This is a genomic window from Natronolimnobius sp. AArcel1 (assembly GCF_011043775.1).
Classification (GTDB): Archaea; Halobacteriota; Halobacteria; order Halobacteriales; family Natrialbaceae; genus Natronolimnobius.
Map to the genome: position 1 here is coordinate 100,831 of NZ_JAAKXY010000005.1, position 16,969 is coordinate 117,799.

Genomic DNA, 16,969 nt, shown 5'->3' on the forward strand with positions numbered 1-16,969 from the left:
CCTCGCTCTCGTTGTGTGATTTTCCCTGTTCCGGGTTCGGTACGCCCCTCGTGACGACACGTTCTGGAATCTGAGTCCCAGTGACCGAATGAGTCGGTGTCCGCCAAGCGGATTCCTGTCAAACTGCTTGCTACTTGTTTCAGGCCGGAGACAGATCAAAACCCGCCCACACGTGTGCGTTCTTCCAAAGATATATGTGACACAATAACGGATAATTTCGTGATGAAGGTTGACACAGTGCAACGAGTAGCAGTACTTGGGGCCGGTAGTATGGGCCATGGTATCGCGGAGGTTGCCGCGATCGGTGGCTACGATGTGACGATGCGTGACATCGAAGAAGAATTCGTCCAAGACGGCTACGACGACATCGAATGGAGCCTCGAGAAACTCGAATCGAAAGGCCGGATTGACGAGTCCGCTGAGGCTGTCCTCGAGCGGGTCGATACGACGACAGACCTCGCTGATGCCGTCGCAAACGCTGACCTCGTGATCGAAGCCGTTCCCGAACAACTCGAGATCAAAGAAGACACGTTCTCGACGGTCGACGAGCACGCGCCCGATCACGCAATCTTGGCGTCGAACACCTCGAGTCTCTCAATTTCGGACATCGCAGCGGTGACCGACCGTCCGGAACAGGTCGTCGGCATGCACTTCTTCAATCCGCCCGTGAAGATGGATCTCGTCGAAGTGACCTACGGCGAGGCGACGACGGACGAGACGGCTGAACTCGCCTACGAGTGGGCCGAGTCGGTCGACAAGCGCCCGATCTACGTCCGCAAGGACGTCCACGGCTTCGTCGTCAACACCGTCCTCGTCCCATTCATGGAGGAGGCAGCCTGGATGCTCTCGAACGACGAGACGACGGTCCAGGAGACCGATGCCGCAATGGTCTACGAACGAGGCTACCCGATGGGGCCATTCGAACTCAATGACTTCGGTGGGATCGATATCGCCTACCACTTCCGCGATGAGTCCGGCCAGCCCGTTCCCCCGGCTATCGAGGAAAAAGTCGAGAACGACAACCTCGGCCGAAAGAGCGGCAAGGGATTCTACGACTATGCGGACGACGGCGACGGCGTCGACTATCAGCCCGAGGACGCGGGCAACTACGATACCCTTCGCACGGAAGCGGTGATGATCAACAAGGCCGCCTGGCTCATCGGCAACGACGTCGCCACACCCGAGGAGATCGATATCGGACTCCGACTTGGCGGCAGTTTCCCCGAAGGGATGTGCCGACGCGGCGACCGCCTCGGCCTCGACATCGTCCTCGAGAAACTCGAGTCACTGTACGACGAGTACGGTGCTGAGCGCTATGAACCAGCCGACTATCTCGTTGAACTTGTCGAGGAGGGCTGGACCGGCGAGGACGCCGGGAAGGGCTTCTTCGACTATCGGGTCGATCCGCCCACCCACTACATTAACTGGGAAATCGACGACGACGGCGTCCTCACGATTGAACTTGACCGCCAAGAGCGGATGAACTCAATGTCTGACGACATGTTCATGGAAGTCGACCGACTCCTGAAGAACGTTGACGACGAGGAAGTCTCCTGTATCGTCTTCGAAGGAGCTGGCCGAGCGTTTAGCTCCGGGGCAGACATCACCGGCTTCACTGCTGACGACCCAGCCGAGATCATGGACGTCGACGAGATGTTCCAGACCGTCTACGAGTTCGACCGGCCGACGGTCGCGAAGATTCACGGCTTTTGTCTCGGTGCAGGGATCGAACTCGCACTCGCCTGTGATATCCGCGTCGCGACAGAAGATGCAACGATTGGAACGCCCGAGACGAATCTCGGTGTGATCCCCGGCGGTGGCGCGACCCAGCGACTCGTCCGCCTCATCGGCGAAGCCCGGACGAAAGAGATGGTCTATCGCGCCCTGCAGTTCGACGGCGAGCAGGCCGAAGAGTGGGGCATCGTCAACCACGCCGTTCCGGCCGACGACCTCGAGGACACCGTCGACGACATCGTCGACGATTTGGTCTCGGGGCCACCAGTCGCGCTCAAAGCCGCCAAGCAGGTTATCCAGAACGGCCCGGAAGCCAGCCTCGAGACGGCACTGGAGATGGAGAAACAGGCATTTGCCGTGCTCGCGACGACCGACGACATGCTCGAGGGCGTAACGGCGTTCCGAGAGGATCGCGAACCGAACTTCACAGGTGAGTGAGATGGCGACAAGCAGAAATGTTGCGATAGTCGGCGGCGGTCACGCGAACTGGGGTGAACGGGACGCCACTTGGAAGGACCTCGCTCAGGAGGGCGGGAAGGCGACGTTTGACGCCGTCCCGGACGTTGGCCCTGAGGACATCGAGGGACTGTTCGTCGGCGCAGTACAGCCCGAGCGGTTTGCCTACCAGTCCCACGTCGCGCCGATGGTGGCCGAACTGCTCGGCATCGAGGTCACCGAGATGATCGCCCGGACCGAACTGGCGTGTGCGAGCGGGCAGGCCGCGTTGCGGTACGCCTGGCTGGCCATCGCCGCCGGGCAACTGGATGTTGCGCTCGTCCTCGGCGTCGAGAAGATGAACCTCGGCCGTGACTACATGCCGGAGATGCAGGGATCGATGGCGAACGTGCTGGACCGCGAGTTCGATGGCGTCAACGGCCTGTCTGCGCCGCCGTTTTTCGCCTGGTACGCCCAGCGACACATGCACGAGCACGGGACCACCCGGGAGCAGCTGTCCCAGGTCGCAGCGAAGAACAAGAGCAACGCCGCCAAGACCGACTTCGCGCACTTCCAGACAGAGATCGAGCCTGAGGACGTCACGGAGTCGCCCGAAATCGCACCGCCGTTGCACCTCTATGACTGCAGCGGTATTACAGACGGCGCCGCAGGCGTGATCCTGATGAGCGAGGAGAAAGCCCGCGAGGTCACCGACACCCCAGCCTGGATCACAGGCAGCGGGCAGTCGTCGATGGCAGGCAACTCGATCAACAACCTTCCGTCCTTTTCGGGCTGGCCACAGGCTCGCAAGGCTTCCCAGAACGCCTACGACCAGGCCGGTATCGAAGACCCACTCGAGGAGATCGATATCGCCGAAATTCACGATTGCTTCTCGATCAGCGAGATCATCGAGTACGAGGAGTTGGGCTTCGCCGAGCGCGGCGAGGGCGGACAGTTCATCGAGGACGGCCGCAGCCACCTCGACGGCGACGTCGCTGTCAACCCGCGCGGTGGGCTGCTTGGCTGTGGGCATCCACTTGGCGCGACGGGCATCTCGCAGGCCCTCGAGGTCACCCAGCAGTTCCAAGGGGAAGTATCGGAGGACAGACACGTCGCAGATGCATCGACCGGCCTCATCCACAACTTAAGCGGGAGTGGCTCGGTCCACAGCGTCATGGTCTTAGACCGTGATCCACAATGACAAACATGACCGACTCAGACGACGGGGGAGCGCGTGATCGGGTCTCGATTCCCGAGGAGATCGAACTCCCGCGACTGCTCGATTTCTACGAGTTACAGACCGCAGACCAGACGAAGATCCACGAGTTCTACGACAACCTCCGTGATGGACAGTTGACGACGACGCAGTGTCGCGACTGCGAGGCGATTCACTACCCGCCACGGATCGTCTGTCCGGAGTGTACGGGAGACGACCTCGAGTACGTCGACCTTCCCCACGAGGGAGAGTTGTTTGCCTTCTCGGAGGTCCGGGGCGGCCTCCCGCTGGGACTGAGCGAACACGACGTCCCGTTCGTCGTCGGCGTCGTCGACCTCGGCCCGGTGAAGCTGTCGGCTCGGATCGACGACGCCTCGTACGCCGACCTCGAGATCGGCGACGCGGTCGAACTGAAGATCGTCGAAATCGACGGCCCGACTGATCAAGAACGGGTATTCTACCGATTCAAACCCAAACACGCGACCAACGGTGAACACGAATGAAAGAGTACGAACTCACGCTGCAAGTCATGCTCGAGCGGGCTACAAGCCTGTTCGGCCACAAGGAAATCGTCTCGGAAGAACCCGACGGATCGACCTACCGATATACGTACGACGACGCGTACGACCGGATCAGCCAGCTCGCAAACGCGCTGGACGACCTCGGCGTCGATCCGAATGCGCGTCTGTCGGTGATGGCGATCAACCACCACCGCCACTACGAGCTGTACTTCGGGCTTGCCTGTAGCGGGCGGAGCATCCACATGACCAACCACATGCTCCCCGACGAACACCTCGTCGAGATCGTCAACGAAGCCGAGGACGAAATCGTCTTCGTCGACCCCGCGTTCATCGACACCGTCGAAAACGTTGCCGACCAGTTCGAAACCGTCGAGCAGTACGTGATCCTCGACGACGATGTCCCAGAGACCGGTCTCGAGCCGGTCATCGCCTATGAGGACTTGCTCGAGGGTCAGGACACCGAGTACGACTGGCCAACGCTCGACGAGGACCGTGAAGCCGGGATCTGCTATACGTCCGGCACGACCGGGCTTCCGAAGGGGGCGTCGTACTCTCACCGAGATCTCTATCTCCACACCGTCACCCACAGCCACGTCGATGTCTTCGGGATCAGCGAGAACGATACCGTGATGCCCGTCGTCCCGATGTACCACGTCAACGCCTGGGGGTTGCCCTACACCGCGACGATGTGCGGTTCGAAACTCGTCTTGCCGGGGCCAAAGACCGGTGCCGAGGAAATCGCCGAACTCATCGACCGGGAGAACGTGACCGTTACGGCCGCGGTGACGACAGTCTGGCTCGAGATGGCCGAGTTCTACGACGAGCGCGACGATGTCGAACTCGAGAGCCTCGAACGGGTCCTCATCGGTGGTACGTCGCCGCCGGAGTGGCTCATGGAGAAATTTGACAAGGAAATCGGCGCGCCGATCCAGCAGGGATACGGAATGACCGAGGCCGCGCCCCACCTCGTCAACACAATGACTACCTCCGAGGTGCAGGAACTCTCTGAGAGCGAGCGCTACCAGCAGCAAATGAAACCGGGCCTCCCCGCGCCCGGCGTCCAGATCCGGCTGCGGGACCCAGATGGTGAGCCCGTTCCCCACGACGGGGAGTCCACCGGCGAGATACAGGCGCGCTCGCCGTGGCTCATCGACGAGTACTACGACCGGCCCGACGAGACTCGGCAGGTGTTCACCGATGATGGCTGGTTCAAGACCGGCGATGTCGGCGTGATCGACGAATATGGCTACCTCGAGGTCGTCGACCGACTCGACGACGTCATCAAGAGCGGCGGGGAATGGATCTCCTCGCTGGAACTCGAGAACGAGCTAATGGCCCACGACGCCGTCGAAGAGGCGACGGTGATCAACATCGAACACGAAAAATGGGATGAGCGGCCGGTCGCTTACGTTGTCCAGCGTGCGAACGTCACCGAGGACGGACTGAAAGAACACCTCCTCGAGCGGTTCCCGAAGTGGTGGCTGCCGGACCAGATCGTCTTCATCGAGTCGATTCCGAAGACGACGACCGGAAAGTTCGACAAGAAGGTGCTGCGCGACGAGTTCGAGTCGGCGCACGGAACGCTGCCAGTCGACGAGTAGTGCAGATAGTGGGCTGAACGCTCTTTTACTCACTCTCTCAATTCGGTGCCGGTTCCTCGTGCACCCAGCGGAATCGACGTCTTCCCCGCCGTTGACTCGAGGTACACGTCCTCGGTTCTATCGAAGAGTTCGTCGAAAGAACCGCTCCATATCGGAGAGAGACGCGAGTGGCCCTGTCTTCGTTCGATCCGTGAGCAGTATCGGAATCAATGATCGACTCTCAGACGGAGCGTTCGATGAAAAGGACGACATCCGTGTACCAACGTCAACAAGCGACGCGCTCCTCAGTCTCCAGCTCAAAGTGAAAAATACCGACCGTACTTAGCCGGGAAGCTCTCGACCGTAGAGTCCCGTTGGTTTGACCAGCAACACGATGATGATCACCAGTAGCGCCGTCATCCCACTGAGTCGCGGCGAGACGGCAGAGATGGTAAACACCTCGAGGAAGCCAATGATGTACGCGGCAATGACGCTTCCGCGGATCGATCCAATACCACCGAGGATGACGATCGCGAACGCCAGAACGAGCGGCGTCATCCCCATATCCCACGATGCGGCCCGGAACGATCCGTAGAGCACACCGGCAGAGCCCGCGAGGAAGCCGGCTAACGCCCACGTCAAGAGGGTGATGTCGTCGGTCTTGATTCCAACGAGTGCGGCACCTCTCTCGTTCATGCTGGTTGCGATAATCGCCTGGCCGGTTTTCGTGTAGTTGACGAAGCCAAAGAGGGCGCCGATGAACACCCACGAGAGGCCGAATATCAGCAGGTTATTGTACAGGAACGAGACACCAGCGATCGATGTCGTGCCGCCCAGTAGCGATGGGACGGATCTCGGTTCGGATCCGATGGCTGCCAGGAAGCCATATTCGATGACGAACCAGGCCAACAACGTGAGTATCAACACGTTCACTGGGTTCTCGATGTGGCGGACGAACACACGGTACAACACGATGTGAAAGAGTGCTCCCGTGATGGTCGCAGCCGCCAGTCCGAGCCAGACGCCGCCACCAAGGCCGGCAACGTACCAGGCGGTAAACGCCCCGATGGTGATCGTCCCACCATGTGCGAGGTTCGCCTGACCGGCGACGCCAAAGATGAGAGTGAACCCCATTGCAATAAGGGCGTACAGTGACCCGAGGACGAGCGTATTTGCCCCAATGCTAACGATGTCGACCATAGGTTAGAACCACGACGGCTCTTGGTAGTCGGACGTGGCCAACTCATCAGGATGGATGACCTGTTGGATCCCCTCTCCATCCTCCTCTTGCCACTGGAAGTTGATTCGCTGGAGGTAGCCCTCGCCGAACCTCGCATCGTGGGGATACTCGTGATCTTGGTCATTGAATTCGATCACGCCGCGCGTCCCCTCATAGGACGCCTCGGCCAGCGCCGGGACGATTTCCTCCGCATCCGTCGTCCCCTCCTGTTCGACGACTTCTGCCCACATCATGAGACCATCGTATGTCGCGTACGAGAACGCATCGTTCGGATAGACATCGAACTCGTCGTTGTAGCGTTCTGCGAAGTCGGCCGTCTGATCGGTGAGGTCTGCAGTATGGACCGCAGGCGCGTTACTGATTGCGAACTCGTTGTCTCCGTCGAACGATTCGTAGGAACCCGGATCGATGATCTGTGAAATTTGCCCGCACATCGAGAAGTCTCGCTCTTCTTCTCGCCACTGGATCATCGCCGGCCCAGCAGTGTGGGCCTGTGCCATGACGACCGCGTCTGCGCCTTCGCCCTCGACATCATCGAACAGCGGCGTGAAGTTCTCTGTATCAGACGGATACCGTTGGTTGTATACGGCTTCCAGACCGGCGTCCTCGAGCATGTCCGGAAGGTCCTCACTAAACACCTGCGTCCACTCGTACTCCTCAGCGAGGATGGCGATTCGTTCCCAGTCCTCTTCGTCTTGCATGTTCTCAGCGAGATCCGTAATCGATTCGACCCAGTGAGTGGCGTTCCCGTACGGGCGGAACTGGTATCTGTACTGCTCGTAATCATCCGCGAGCATTTCGGCGATTGCTGGTGAGGTGTGGCCACCGCTCATATGGATCGTCTGATGGTCGGCGATATCGGACATGAGTCCAGTCATCGCCTCCGTCTGGAACACGCCAGTCGTGACGTCGACGTTATCTTCGGTGACAAACTCCAGGTAGCGATCACTGGTAGTTGAGGCCGACCCCTGTGTATTCGCCTCGAGCAACTCGACGTCCTCACCGAGGACGCCGCCGTCGTCGTTGAGGTCCGAAACAGCCAGTTCGGCAGCCTGCCGCTGGGCGGTCCCCTGTGGTGCGCTGCCCGGCTCGAACGCCAGCAGGCCGATTGTGATGCCGTCACTGGCTCCGTTATCTGATCCCCCAATACACCCCGCGAGCGAGACGGTCGCACCGGCCCCGGCGAGTCCGACAAACTGCCGTCTGCTCATTCGTCTTACACTATCAGTGCTGTGCACGCGATTACCACGCATATGAAGTGAGTATTTCTAATAGCAGATAAAATTATTGATGATCAATTGCCAGTAATCCGCTGGCAGTGATCGGAACATCTCAGTTCGAATGTGACTTAAATGGTATCTCACAGTAAGTTTTTGGAGAAACTGGTGTAAAACCCTCCGCTTCGGCTGGTGCTAGTATAGATGTACCGTGTGCGCAGTTCGGGAGTAAAATATATACAGGTGGGTTCGGACGTATACGGTAGAAGGCAAGTGATTACATGACACGGGTAGATCTCGAACCACGGTATATCGTCGGCATCGTATGCGTAGTCGGGTTGCTTTCAGCACCCTTGCTCATGCCGATACTCACACTCAGACAGCTCACCGCAGCACTGTTTCTTGGCATGTTCGCGATGAGCTGGGACTACGTCTCCGGCTACACGGGACAGCTGAGTTTCGGTCACAGTATGTTCTTCGGTATCGGCGGCTACACGGCAGCCGTCCTCAACCTCGAACTCGGCGTCAGTCCGCTGGTGGGGATTCTGATTGGAACGATATTCGCCGGAATTGCGGGACTCATTGTCGGATACCCGGCACTGCGTCTCGAGGGCCCGTACCTAGGACTTATTACGCTCATCGCGCCGATTGTGCTCGTTCAAATCGTTAATATCTTTCCGAACACCCTCGGTGGTGATGCGGGGCTTCCAAGTCCAGCAGGATTGATTCCGATTGAGGATACCATTGGTGTGCTTTCAACAATCGGGTTCGAGTCACCGTTCGAGCAACAGACAATCATCTACTACTACGTCGCACTCTTGCTGTTTCTGGCAATCTACGCACTCTTTTATGTGTTCACACGATCGTACATTGGCTCTATCTTCACGGCGATACACGAAGATGAGGACGCAGTCCGGTCCGCCGGCATCAGCGTTGCGAAGTTCAAGGTGTTCGCGTTCACAATGAGTGGCACTGTCGGCGGACTGGCCGGGGCAGCGTTCGTCCACACTCCTGTAGGAGAACCAAGCGTCGGGGAACTGCTCTACATCGTCGTCAGTATTGAGGTGGTTATCGTCAGCATTCTCGGCGGAATGGGGACGATCACCGGTCCCGCAGTGGCGGGGATTGCCTACTACTTCGTGCGAGATGCACTCCAGACCAGTGCAGTGACTATTCCACTGCTTGATGTCACCGTTGGTCACATCTCGATGGTCCTGTTTTTCGCACTTGCAATGTTGGTCCTCTTTTTCCTGCCGAAAGGGGCACTTCCATGGCTCGAGGACCTGACCCACGAACTGAACCAGCGACGAACAGATCAGTCAGAACCGACATCCTGACACACATACTAATGAGTACGCAATCAACGGATTCAACGGATAACGAGGCACAGACGGACGATGTTCTCCGACTGGAGAACGTCACGAAACAGTTTGGGAACGTCACCGCCGTGGATGATCTCTCGTTTGCCGTTCGTGAGGGAGAAATTCTCGGATTCATCGGTCCAAACGGCGCTGGCAAATCGACAACGTTCGACTGCGTATCGGGGACGATGGCACCGACTGACGGCACAATCTACTATCGCGGCGAAGACGTGACCGGACGGCCACAACACACACTCGTCAAAGCGGGGATCGCACGGACCTACCAGACGTTCCGGCCACTGAATGATCGGACCGTCCTCGAGAACGTCGCACTCTCACAGGTCCCTAACTCGGTGTTTTCGCTCTCAGACTTTCGCGCAGATACGGACCAGCGGGCACGAGAAATCTGCGAGCAAGTCGGTCTTGGCGACGTTACGTCCCAGACGCCCGATGAACTCCCCCACGCGGGACTGCTCCGACTCGAGGTTGGGCGCGCGCTTGGCACCGATCCGGACCTGCTGCTGGTCGACGAACCCTTTGCTGGGCTCACGACAGAAGAGATCGAACGCACTGCCGAGCTGTTCACCTCGCTCCGTGCAGAGGGCATGACCCTAGTCGTCATTGATCACAACATGCACGGCCTGCTTGATCTCGTCGACCGCGTTATCGTTATTTCGTTCGGTGAGAAGATTGCAGAGGGCACACCGGAGGAGATACAAAACGATCCGATTGTCCAGGAAGCGTACCTTGGAGGTGAAATATAGATGGCAGACTCGAGCGATTCAGTGCTTTCGGTGTCGGACCTCACAGTGTCGTACGGCAAGGTGACGGCACTCAGCGGTGTTGATATTGATGTCCAAACAGGCGAGACAATCGGTGTAATCGGTCCAAACGGCGCCGGCAAGTCGACGCTCGTTGATTCGATAAGCGGCTTCCTTGACTACGAGGGCTCGATCACGTATCGGGGCCAAGAAGTCTCAGAACTGTCAACGCAGACGCTCGTCGAAGAGGGGCTGTTCTACTGTACCGAGCGCCGGGACCTGTTCGGCCAAATGAGCGTCGAGCAAAACCTCCGGCTTGGCTCATACCTCAACGATAGTGGAGAGGACGAACGCCTCGCAGAAGTCTTCGATCTCTTTCCTCGCTTGGAAGAGCGCCGGTCACAAGAAGCCGAAAGCCTGAGCGGTGGTGAACAACAGATGCTCTCGCTCGGGAGAGGGCTGATGAGTGACCCTGATTTCTTGATTCTGGACGAACCGTCGATTGGACTCGCCCCAGTCGTCCTCGAGGACATCAGCGAAGCGCTCACTGCGATCACTGAACTGGACGTCACAATTTTGCTCTGTGAGCAGAACATTACGTTCGCGCTCGAACACGCCGACAGACTCTATCTCCTCGAGAATGGCGCGGTCCGTCGCTCGGGAGCGACGGAGTCGTTACAATCCGACGAGTTCGTCGAATCGTATATTGGAGGGTAAGCCGGGCGCAATTTTCTGGAGGCGTGTTTCGATCGAGAGAACCGAAGATGTTCGTGGTCGTCCAGTAGTAGTAGACGAAGATAGGTTCCACTGTTTTGGAGCGCTGTCTAGCAATCGAACAGGTGAGGGCCTGTCCTCGTGTATCGTATGTACTACGTTGAGTATTCGAATCAGTTTGTGACTTGTCTTGATGGCTAGACAGAGTCTACCCGTTCCTGGATCTCGTGCATTCCGTCTACTATTCTTGACCACTGTTTCCCCGTTATTTGGGATCAAACATGTTGAGTTCACATCGGCAGTCAGCAAAATTACACTGGTACTTTCGTAATTGATGTGGGGGTGAGACACACATTTGACGAGGAACTACCGTCTGACAATCATAGACGGAGCTGGTATCGGTTCAGTCGGTTCTTCGTAGACGAAACTGCGTCTAACAGTATCGGACGATTTATCACTGACGAAAATGAGGGTTCAACTATGACCGACGGCACACCCCCGATGAATTCGGTGCTCCGTGCGTTCGACGTACTGAACGTACTCTGGGAGGTCAACGGGGCAGGTCCCTCAGAAGTTGCGGCACAAATGAACGTTCCGAAGAGTACGGCCCACGTCTATTTGCGGACACTGCGAGAGACCGGCTACGTTGTCAACGACGGTGGCGAGTACCGACTCAGTCACCGGTTTCTTACCACGGGATCGCGGATCAAACACCGGAACAGCCTCTTTCAGGCCTCAGAAGCGAAGCTTCAGGAACTCGCGACGGAAACAGGCGAACTCGTGACGCTCGTGATCGAGGAGAACGGCCGCTCAGTGATCCTCGACATCGAGTCAGGGAATCGCTCACTCGAACTTGGAATCTACTCGGGAATGATCACCCCGCTACACTCGAACGCAACCGGGAAAGCCATCCTCGCACACCTTCCATCTGAGCGGACCGACGAAATCATCGACCAGGGACTCGAGCGACGGACCGAGGAGACAATCACCGACGAGGAGACGCTCCGTGCGGAACTGGAAACAATTCGAGAACAAGGGTACGCAGTCGACTGGGACCAGCAGGTCAAAGGAATGGCACTGATCGGCGCGCCGATCATCATCAACGGCCAGCTCAAGGGCTCGGCCGGTGTAGTCTGTCCAACTGGGCGCATCAAGGACGAGACGTACCAGCACGAACTCCTGCAGAAACTCGAGGGCATGGTTGATTCAATTACGATAAAGTACCGATACGGAACGTAACGCAGCCGTCGACACCAATGGGCCGACACACACTATTGCTGTGGGACGATTTGAACGTCGATGGCCGATGAATTATGGATTAGGGTCGGCGACTCAGAACGTGAAATAGGACCAAGAATGTAAGCTACCCACCCACGGATGCACTCACTACTTGTCCGGTGCGTCCCGATCTTCGGCGACGAGGACTGGGCGATCTGTATTGAGAATCACATCTTGTGTGACGCTCCCAAACAGCGCCTTTCCAGCAGGAGATCGTTTCCGGCCGGCCAAACAAACAAGATCAATATCGTGTTCTACCGCATGGTCACAGATTTCCGTAGCTGGGTCGCCACTTCGTTCCTCGAGTTGGTAGTCAATCTCCTGGCCGGACAACGCTCGTTTGACGGCTTTTGTTGCTCCCAACGTCTGGATCGTCGCTCCAGCCGGATTATCGGTGAAGACATGTACTACGTGTATTCGTACTGAATTGGTGTCCATCGGGATATTCACGACAGTGTCAACCTGTGACTGTGCGCGCGATTTGGAGTCGTCTATTGCGAGCAGTATCTCGTACATAGTCCGTGATACGTGAACATCAATCATAAATCCTCAGGGTCTTCCCGATCGTCGATAAGAGAGTGTGGCGTCTCAGATGCCAACGGACCCACCATATCATCGAGTCTGGTCTGCATTGTGTTACTTTGAATGGCGTTCAGTGGCCAGTAGAATGCTCATCTCCGTCGTTTTGAACACCATCTCAGATGGAATACTGCGGAAATTTGCCCGAACTGTACGTCCCTGTCGGGAGAAAAATCGTCGTTTGCCGTCTGTTCGAACCCGAACTCCACTCCGAGTAGCTAGTAGTTTCCAGTCGAGACGATTGGTGGCGACCCGTGGGGCCCGTACGGAGCGTCGTCAAGCCATTCGCCTGCAGTCTCGAACTGATCAGCCAATGAGGCGGCGACTTCCTTTCGGAGGACAGTCACCGGATCCTCACCCTGAAGGTATTCGAGGGCCTGTCCAGCGGCGTTGAGATTATACTCGGCAGCCGTCTCGCGTCGAGCAGCGTACAGTTCGATCTCGTCACGAGCAACGGCGTCCCGTCGAGCATCGAGCGCCACCGAAATCGCCGACGCAGCCTCGTCGGCGTCTGCGACACCGGAGTTCATCCCACGAGCGCCAAATGGTGCCAGCAAGTGTGCCGCTTCGCCAGCCAGCAGCACACGTCGGTGGTCGTCGATGAACGAATCCGCCATCACCTGTAAGAAGTAGTACGAGGAAACCCACTTCAACTGCTCTTCGTACTCCTCGCCCATGATATCCCGGACAAACTCACGCATCCGCTCATCGCTGCTGAGTTCTTCAGGATCGTCGTCTTCGAGACACTGAATGTCTAATCGCCAGCCGCCAGTGAAGGGAACAAGCAACACGTTGCGGCCGTCGGCCGCAGGCGCGTCGTAGTGGAACACTCGCTCGAGGTCGGGGGAATCATCATCAATTTCTTCGTCCGCAACATCGGCGATGAGGAACGCGTTCTCGGACTGATCGCCCTCGAAGTTTGCGCCGATTTCTTTGCGAACTGTCGAGCCACCGCCGTCGGCACCGACGACGTATTCGGTTTCCCACTCTCGTCCGTCGGCAGTTTCGACGCGGACACCGTCGGACGAGGAGTCAACGGTGACGACCTCGGACTCCCAATGGATATCAATTCCAACGTCCTCGAGCGCGTCGAGCATGTACTGCTCGGTGATAACCTGTGGGACGCTGGTAAAGTGGGGAATGTCGCCTGAGCCACCCGGCGAGTCATACGTTCGGTTGAACACCTCCTCGCCCTTGTAGAGCGTTCGTCGGGTTGGCCAGACGAGCCCTTCGTCGACGAGGTCGGTCCCAAGCCCTGGGTGGATCCGCTCGAGCGTCCGAAGCGTCGTTCCGTGGACGTAAATCGCGCGGCTTCCAGAGCGGTCACGGTCTTCCGGCTCTGCCTCGAGAATCGTCGTTTCGACCCCGCGTGCGTGCAATGCAAGTGCCGTGGTCATTCCGACAGGTCCAGCACCCGCTACAAGTACCGGCACATCGGCTGTATCACTGCCCATGAGACGAGGTAACAGGGCACTGCGCTATAATATTTGTGGTTGTGAGATCGTGTTTCCTTGGAGTCCATGCAGGAACGCAGCTACCGGATCAATGCCGTGGCCGCCGAATAACTGGGCATCGAGAATCAACCTTGTCTCGAGGTCTATTGCAGCGTACAACAAGACCATTCGCCGTTACTCTTGACAGCGGTCTCGTGGTCGTGTGTAGTTAAGGCAGAAGGATGAGGCGAGATGATTTTCAGCAGGTCTATGGCAAACATCGCTCGCGTCAGGGGTCGTAGCGACTGGATCGAATGAGACTTCGTGGAGCGAGAACAGACACCGCGCTAGCTGATGGCGCTCGAGATTCGGCTTCACCTTGCGTTCTTATCGCTTTCGGATACTAATCAGAATGTATAGACACATAGTATCGAACGGACGCTGGAAGCTGTACACGACTGGGTACAGAAAGCAAAGCTACAGCCGGCCAGCAACGCGAATCCGGATCACGTTGCGCTCGACGACACGGTGGTCCGAATCAACGGCCAACAGTTCTAGCTGTATACTGCGGTCGATCCCGACGCACCCAATTTCCTGCACAGACGGCTGTTTGTGACGACTACGACGGCATTGACACAGCAGTTCCTGTGAGAACGTCGTGAGAAACACGACGTCGATGACGCCCATCATCTAGCGACAGCACTCCAGCGAATCGGGCTCCGATTTCGACCCGAACGACACGGAAATCGGAACGCTACCGAACATGTCTTTCGAAAGGTAAAATAGCATATCCCTCGTTGTATAATGAGTTTATCCACACCTACCTATCAACCATTTGTACTGGGTGCGAGTGTCACGCACTACCCCGTATCAAAGATCACACCAGAAACTACTGATCGAGCCCTGATTTCGACGGCCAGACCACAGGTGCTATTTTCCTCACGGTCGAAGTGTGGCTGTGTCCGTATCGATCCGGAAGGTCGCAATGGTCGTCATCCTCCTTGCTGTCGTGGGTGGAACCGCTAGCCTGTTCGTTGGCGATGTCGACCCCGCGACCCCAGAGGTGGCTTCGTTTGACGATACCGTCACCGTGGGACTCACACTCGAGTCCGAACGGAGCCTCGAGGACGATGTGGCCCTCCCACAAGCCCAGGTGTTTTACTCCCAGTATGAGTACGTTGTGGGGTACTACGGTATCGAAACGTTCGTCGAGGACCGCCGCCAGGAGGGTCACGAACAGCGATTCGGGTATCCACTCACGGTGTACGTGACTGATTACGGTGACAGCACGCTCGAGTTGGACGATGACGGCTATCCTGTGGTCGATGAGTCTCCGCCATGGATCGATGCAGAAGACGCCTGGTTCGTTGTTGGCAGCGATGCACAGACGCCATCGGGTGATACCGTGCTCTCGTTTGCCGACCACGAGGATGCAACGGCGTTTGCAGACAGCAACGGGGGCGAGGTCTACACCTGGGAAGAAACGCTCGAGCAGTCGTTCGAGACCGACGATGCAGCTGCCGTTCGCGACCAGATCGACGAACAGCACCGCGAAGGCGACTCGATCCGCGAGACGACGACTTCGGCAGTTGACCGACCAGTGTCACTCACCGTTGGCGACGATGTCGACACTATTCAGGAAGGAATTGACGAAGCACCCGAGAATACCACCGTGGTCGTTCCTCCGGGAACGTACGAGGAAACGATCGAAATCAATCGGTCGATCACACTCGAGGGAGATGGCTCAGCGACCATCAGTGGCGACGGGAACGGCTCGGTCGTGACGGTGACAGAATCAGCGGTCGGAATCCGAAACCTCGAGATCACTGGTGTCGGGACGACAACCTCTGGGACGGAAGACGTTCCCGGTGACCCGGTCGATGAAGACGACTGGGATGATCAGTTCCAGGTCCACTACACTGGCGCTGATGCCGGTATCTCAGCACACGTCGCACCTGGCCTTGCAGTCGAGGATGTCACGATAGAGACGCCAGCAAACGGAGTCATCACCCGCGAGAGTCCAGAGATGGTCGTCCGCAACACGACTATCGAGGGCAACGAAGAGTGGGAAGATGGCTTTGCTGGCGTCATGGCGTTTGGCTCGCCCGGCGTGATCGAGGACTCGACGTTCGTCAATGGGAGAGATGCAATCTACGCCTACCGATCCGAAGGAACCGTTATTCGAGAGAATACCTTCGATGAGAGCCTGTTGGGAGTGCATCTGATGCACACGGATGGCGCGTTACTCGCCGACAATCGCATGACGAACGTAATCGACACGGGAGTCTACATCATGACTGGCCCCGAGCAGAACGCAATCGTCGGAAATGAGATTAGAGGATCCGAGACCGGGGCCTATATTGGTGGCACAGATTCGTACGTCGCTGAAAACATCTTCGAGGGCAACGATGTCGGGCTGGAACTTGCCGCATCCAGCTCGCTCTATGAGCAAAACGTCTTCGCAGGGAACCAACTGGGAGTCAACGAGCGGGAACTGCTCCCAACGAACCGCGTCCTCGGCAACGACTTCCTCGAAAACGACGCACACGCCGATGCTGGCTCCGGACCGCTTCGGATCTGGTCACACGACGACGAGGGCAACTATTGGCAGGGCGGAACCAGCATTGCAGATGGCGACCCACCCTCGAGATCGTACTCACCGACTGACACAGTCGATGGGCAAATGCACCGAACTGATGGCGCAATAACGCTCGGCCGGGGACCAGCACTCGATGCTCTCTCTGGACTCGAGGAATCCGTCTCCGGAATGCAAACAGGAAGTATTACCGACATGAACCCAACCTGTGAACCGAACAACCCGGAACTGATCGAACAAACCGCGCAAGCAGACCGCGCCTGGACCTGTACAGGTACGCTCGCGACCGACGTTGAACCATAAC

13 protein-coding genes and 2 pseudogenes are annotated in these 16,969 nt (G+C 57.7%); 10 read left to right on the forward strand and 5 right to left on the reverse strand.

All coding sequences use genetic code 11. From position 1 onward, the window contains the following. Positions 1-222: 222 nt before the first annotated feature. From G6M89_RS15605 to G6M89_RS15620, 4 genes are read left to right on the forward strand one after another with little or no spacing between them, the layout of a single operon-like run. Positions 223-2,172, forward strand: coding sequence for a 3-hydroxyacyl-CoA dehydrogenase/enoyl-CoA hydratase family protein (locus G6M89_RS15605; protein ID WP_165162815.1), 1,950 nt, complete (start codon positions 223-225; stop codon positions 2,170-2,172). Between the two features lies 1 nt (position 2,173). Next, a complete protein-coding gene (locus G6M89_RS15610) occupies positions 2,174-3,370 on the forward strand; it encodes a beta-ketoacyl synthase N-terminal-like domain-containing protein (protein WP_165162816.1) in 1,197 nt (398 codons plus the stop codon). A 5-nt stretch (positions 3,371-3,375) separates the two neighbouring features. Further along, positions 3,376-3,888 (forward strand): Zn-ribbon domain-containing OB-fold protein, encoded by a 513-nt coding sequence (locus G6M89_RS15615; RefSeq protein ID WP_165162817.1) that lies wholly within the window; start codon positions 3,376-3,378, stop codon positions 3,886-3,888. After that, a complete protein-coding gene (locus G6M89_RS15620; RefSeq protein WP_165162818.1) occupies positions 3,885-5,507 on the forward strand; it encodes a long-chain fatty acid--CoA ligase in 1,623 nt (540 codons plus the stop codon). The genes G6M89_RS15615 and G6M89_RS15620 overlap by 4 nt, the downstream gene beginning before the upstream one ends. A 321-nt stretch (positions 5,508-5,828) precedes the next feature. On the opposite strand, the gene G6M89_RS15625 is transcribed toward G6M89_RS15620, so the two are convergent. Together G6M89_RS15625 and G6M89_RS15630 are read right to left on the reverse strand one after the other, a co-directional pair. Further along, the gene (locus G6M89_RS15625) at positions 5,829-6,686 is read right to left on the reverse strand and encodes a branched-chain amino acid ABC transporter permease (RefSeq protein WP_165162819.1); all 858 of its coding nucleotides are present in this window, start codon (positions 6,684-6,686) and stop codon (positions 5,829-5,831) included. Positions 6,687-6,689: 3 nt separating this feature from the next. Continuing rightward, positions 6,690-7,937 carry an ABC transporter substrate-binding protein gene (locus G6M89_RS15630; protein WP_165162820.1) on the reverse strand — a complete coding sequence of 416 codons (1,248 nt, stop codon included), beginning with the start codon at positions 7,935-7,937 and terminating at the stop codon, positions 6,690-6,692. 365 nt (positions 7,938-8,302) lie between these two features. On the opposite strand from G6M89_RS15630, the gene G6M89_RS15635 reads away from it, so the two are divergent. The 4 genes from G6M89_RS15635 to G6M89_RS15650 all read left to right on the forward strand — a co-directional run bounded on the left by G6M89_RS15635 (position 8,303) and on the right by G6M89_RS15650 (position 12,018). After that, a complete protein-coding gene (locus G6M89_RS15635) occupies positions 8,303-9,280 on the forward strand; it encodes a branched-chain amino acid ABC transporter permease (protein ID WP_165162821.1) in 978 nt (325 codons plus the stop codon). A gap of 11 nt (positions 9,281-9,291) precedes the next feature. After that, on the forward strand, positions 9,292-10,068 hold the full coding sequence (locus tag G6M89_RS15640) for an ABC transporter ATP-binding protein (protein WP_165162822.1): 777 nt from the start codon (positions 9,292-9,294) through the stop codon (positions 10,066-10,068). Beyond that, positions 10,069-10,782 carry an ABC transporter ATP-binding protein gene (locus tag G6M89_RS15645; RefSeq protein ID WP_165162823.1) on the forward strand — a complete coding sequence of 238 codons (714 nt, stop codon included), beginning with the start codon at positions 10,069-10,071 and terminating at the stop codon, positions 10,780-10,782. It begins immediately after the preceding gene. Positions 10,783-11,259: 477 nt separating this feature from the next. Next, the gene (locus G6M89_RS15650) at positions 11,260-12,018 is read left to right on the forward strand and encodes an IclR family transcriptional regulator (protein WP_165162824.1); all 759 of its coding nucleotides are present in this window, start codon (positions 11,260-11,262) and stop codon (positions 12,016-12,018) included. 147 nt (positions 12,019-12,165) lie between these two features. On the opposite strand, the gene G6M89_RS15655 is transcribed toward G6M89_RS15650, so the two are convergent. The 3 genes and pseudogenes from G6M89_RS15655 to G6M89_RS15665 form a co-directional block, all read right to left on the reverse strand. Then, complete coding sequence (locus G6M89_RS15655) at positions 12,166-12,573, reverse strand: universal stress protein (RefSeq protein WP_165162825.1); 408 nt, start codon at positions 12,571-12,573, stop codon at positions 12,166-12,168. 281 nt (positions 12,574-12,854) lie between these two features. Further along, positions 12,855-14,090: an FAD-dependent monooxygenase gene (locus G6M89_RS15660; protein WP_165162826.1), complete on the reverse strand. Its 1,236-nt coding sequence runs from the start codon at positions 14,088-14,090 to the stop codon at positions 12,855-12,857. Between the two features lie 40 nt (positions 14,091-14,130). Further along, positions 14,131-14,284, reverse strand: a pseudogene (locus G6M89_RS15665) (IS6 family transposase); the annotation flags it as partial. A 109-nt stretch (positions 14,285-14,393) separates the two neighbouring features. Here G6M89_RS15665 and G6M89_RS15670 point away from each other — a divergent pair. Together G6M89_RS15670 and G6M89_RS15675 are read left to right on the forward strand one after the other, a co-directional pair. Continuing rightward, positions 14,394-14,965, forward strand: a pseudogene (locus G6M89_RS15670) (IS6 family transposase). Positions 14,966-15,054: 89 nt separating this feature from the next. Then, positions 15,055-16,968, forward strand: coding sequence for a NosD domain-containing protein (locus G6M89_RS15675; RefSeq protein WP_165163185.1), 1,914 nt, complete (start codon positions 15,055-15,057; stop codon positions 16,966-16,968). Position 16,969: the final 1 nt, after the last annotated feature.

Excerpts from the sequence above, each read along its gene's own strand:
- G6M89_RS15605 (WP_165162815.1), top strand. The coding sequence starts at position 223 with ATGAAGGTTGACACAGTGCAACGAGTAGCAGTACTTGGGGCCGGTAGT.
- G6M89_RS15610 (WP_165162816.1), top strand. The coding sequence starts at position 2,174 with ATGGCGACAAGCAGAAATGTTGCGATAGTCGGCGGCGGTCACGCGAAC.
- G6M89_RS15615 (WP_165162817.1), top strand. The coding sequence starts at position 3,376 with ATGACCGACTCAGACGACGGGGGAGCGCGTGATCGGGTCTCGATTCCC.
- G6M89_RS15620 (WP_165162818.1), top strand. The coding sequence starts at position 3,885 with ATGAAAGAGTACGAACTCACGCTGCAAGTCATGCTCGAGCGGGCTACA.
- G6M89_RS15625 (WP_165162819.1), bottom strand. The coding sequence starts at position 6,686 with ATGGTCGACATCGTTAGCATTGGGGCAAATACGCTCGTCCTCGGGTCA.
- G6M89_RS15630 (WP_165162820.1), bottom strand. The coding sequence starts at position 7,937 with ATGAGCAGACGGCAGTTTGTCGGACTCGCCGGGGCCGGTGCGACCGTC.
- G6M89_RS15635 (WP_165162821.1), top strand. The coding sequence starts at position 8,303 with ATGCCGATACTCACACTCAGACAGCTCACCGCAGCACTGTTTCTTGGC.
- G6M89_RS15640 (WP_165162822.1), top strand. The coding sequence starts at position 9,292 with ATGAGTACGCAATCAACGGATTCAACGGATAACGAGGCACAGACGGAC.
- G6M89_RS15645 (WP_165162823.1), top strand. The coding sequence starts at position 10,069 with ATGGCAGACTCGAGCGATTCAGTGCTTTCGGTGTCGGACCTCACAGTG.
- G6M89_RS15650 (WP_165162824.1), top strand. The coding sequence starts at position 11,260 with ATGACCGACGGCACACCCCCGATGAATTCGGTGCTCCGTGCGTTCGAC.
- G6M89_RS15655 (WP_165162825.1), bottom strand. The coding sequence starts at position 12,573 with ATGTACGAGATACTGCTCGCAATAGACGACTCCAAATCGCGCGCACAG.
- G6M89_RS15660 (WP_165162826.1), bottom strand. The coding sequence starts at position 14,090 with ATGGGCAGTGATACAGCCGATGTGCCGGTACTTGTAGCGGGTGCTGGA.
- G6M89_RS15675 (WP_165163185.1), top strand. The coding sequence starts at position 15,055 with ATGGTCGTCATCCTCCTTGCTGTCGTGGGTGGAACCGCTAGCCTGTTC.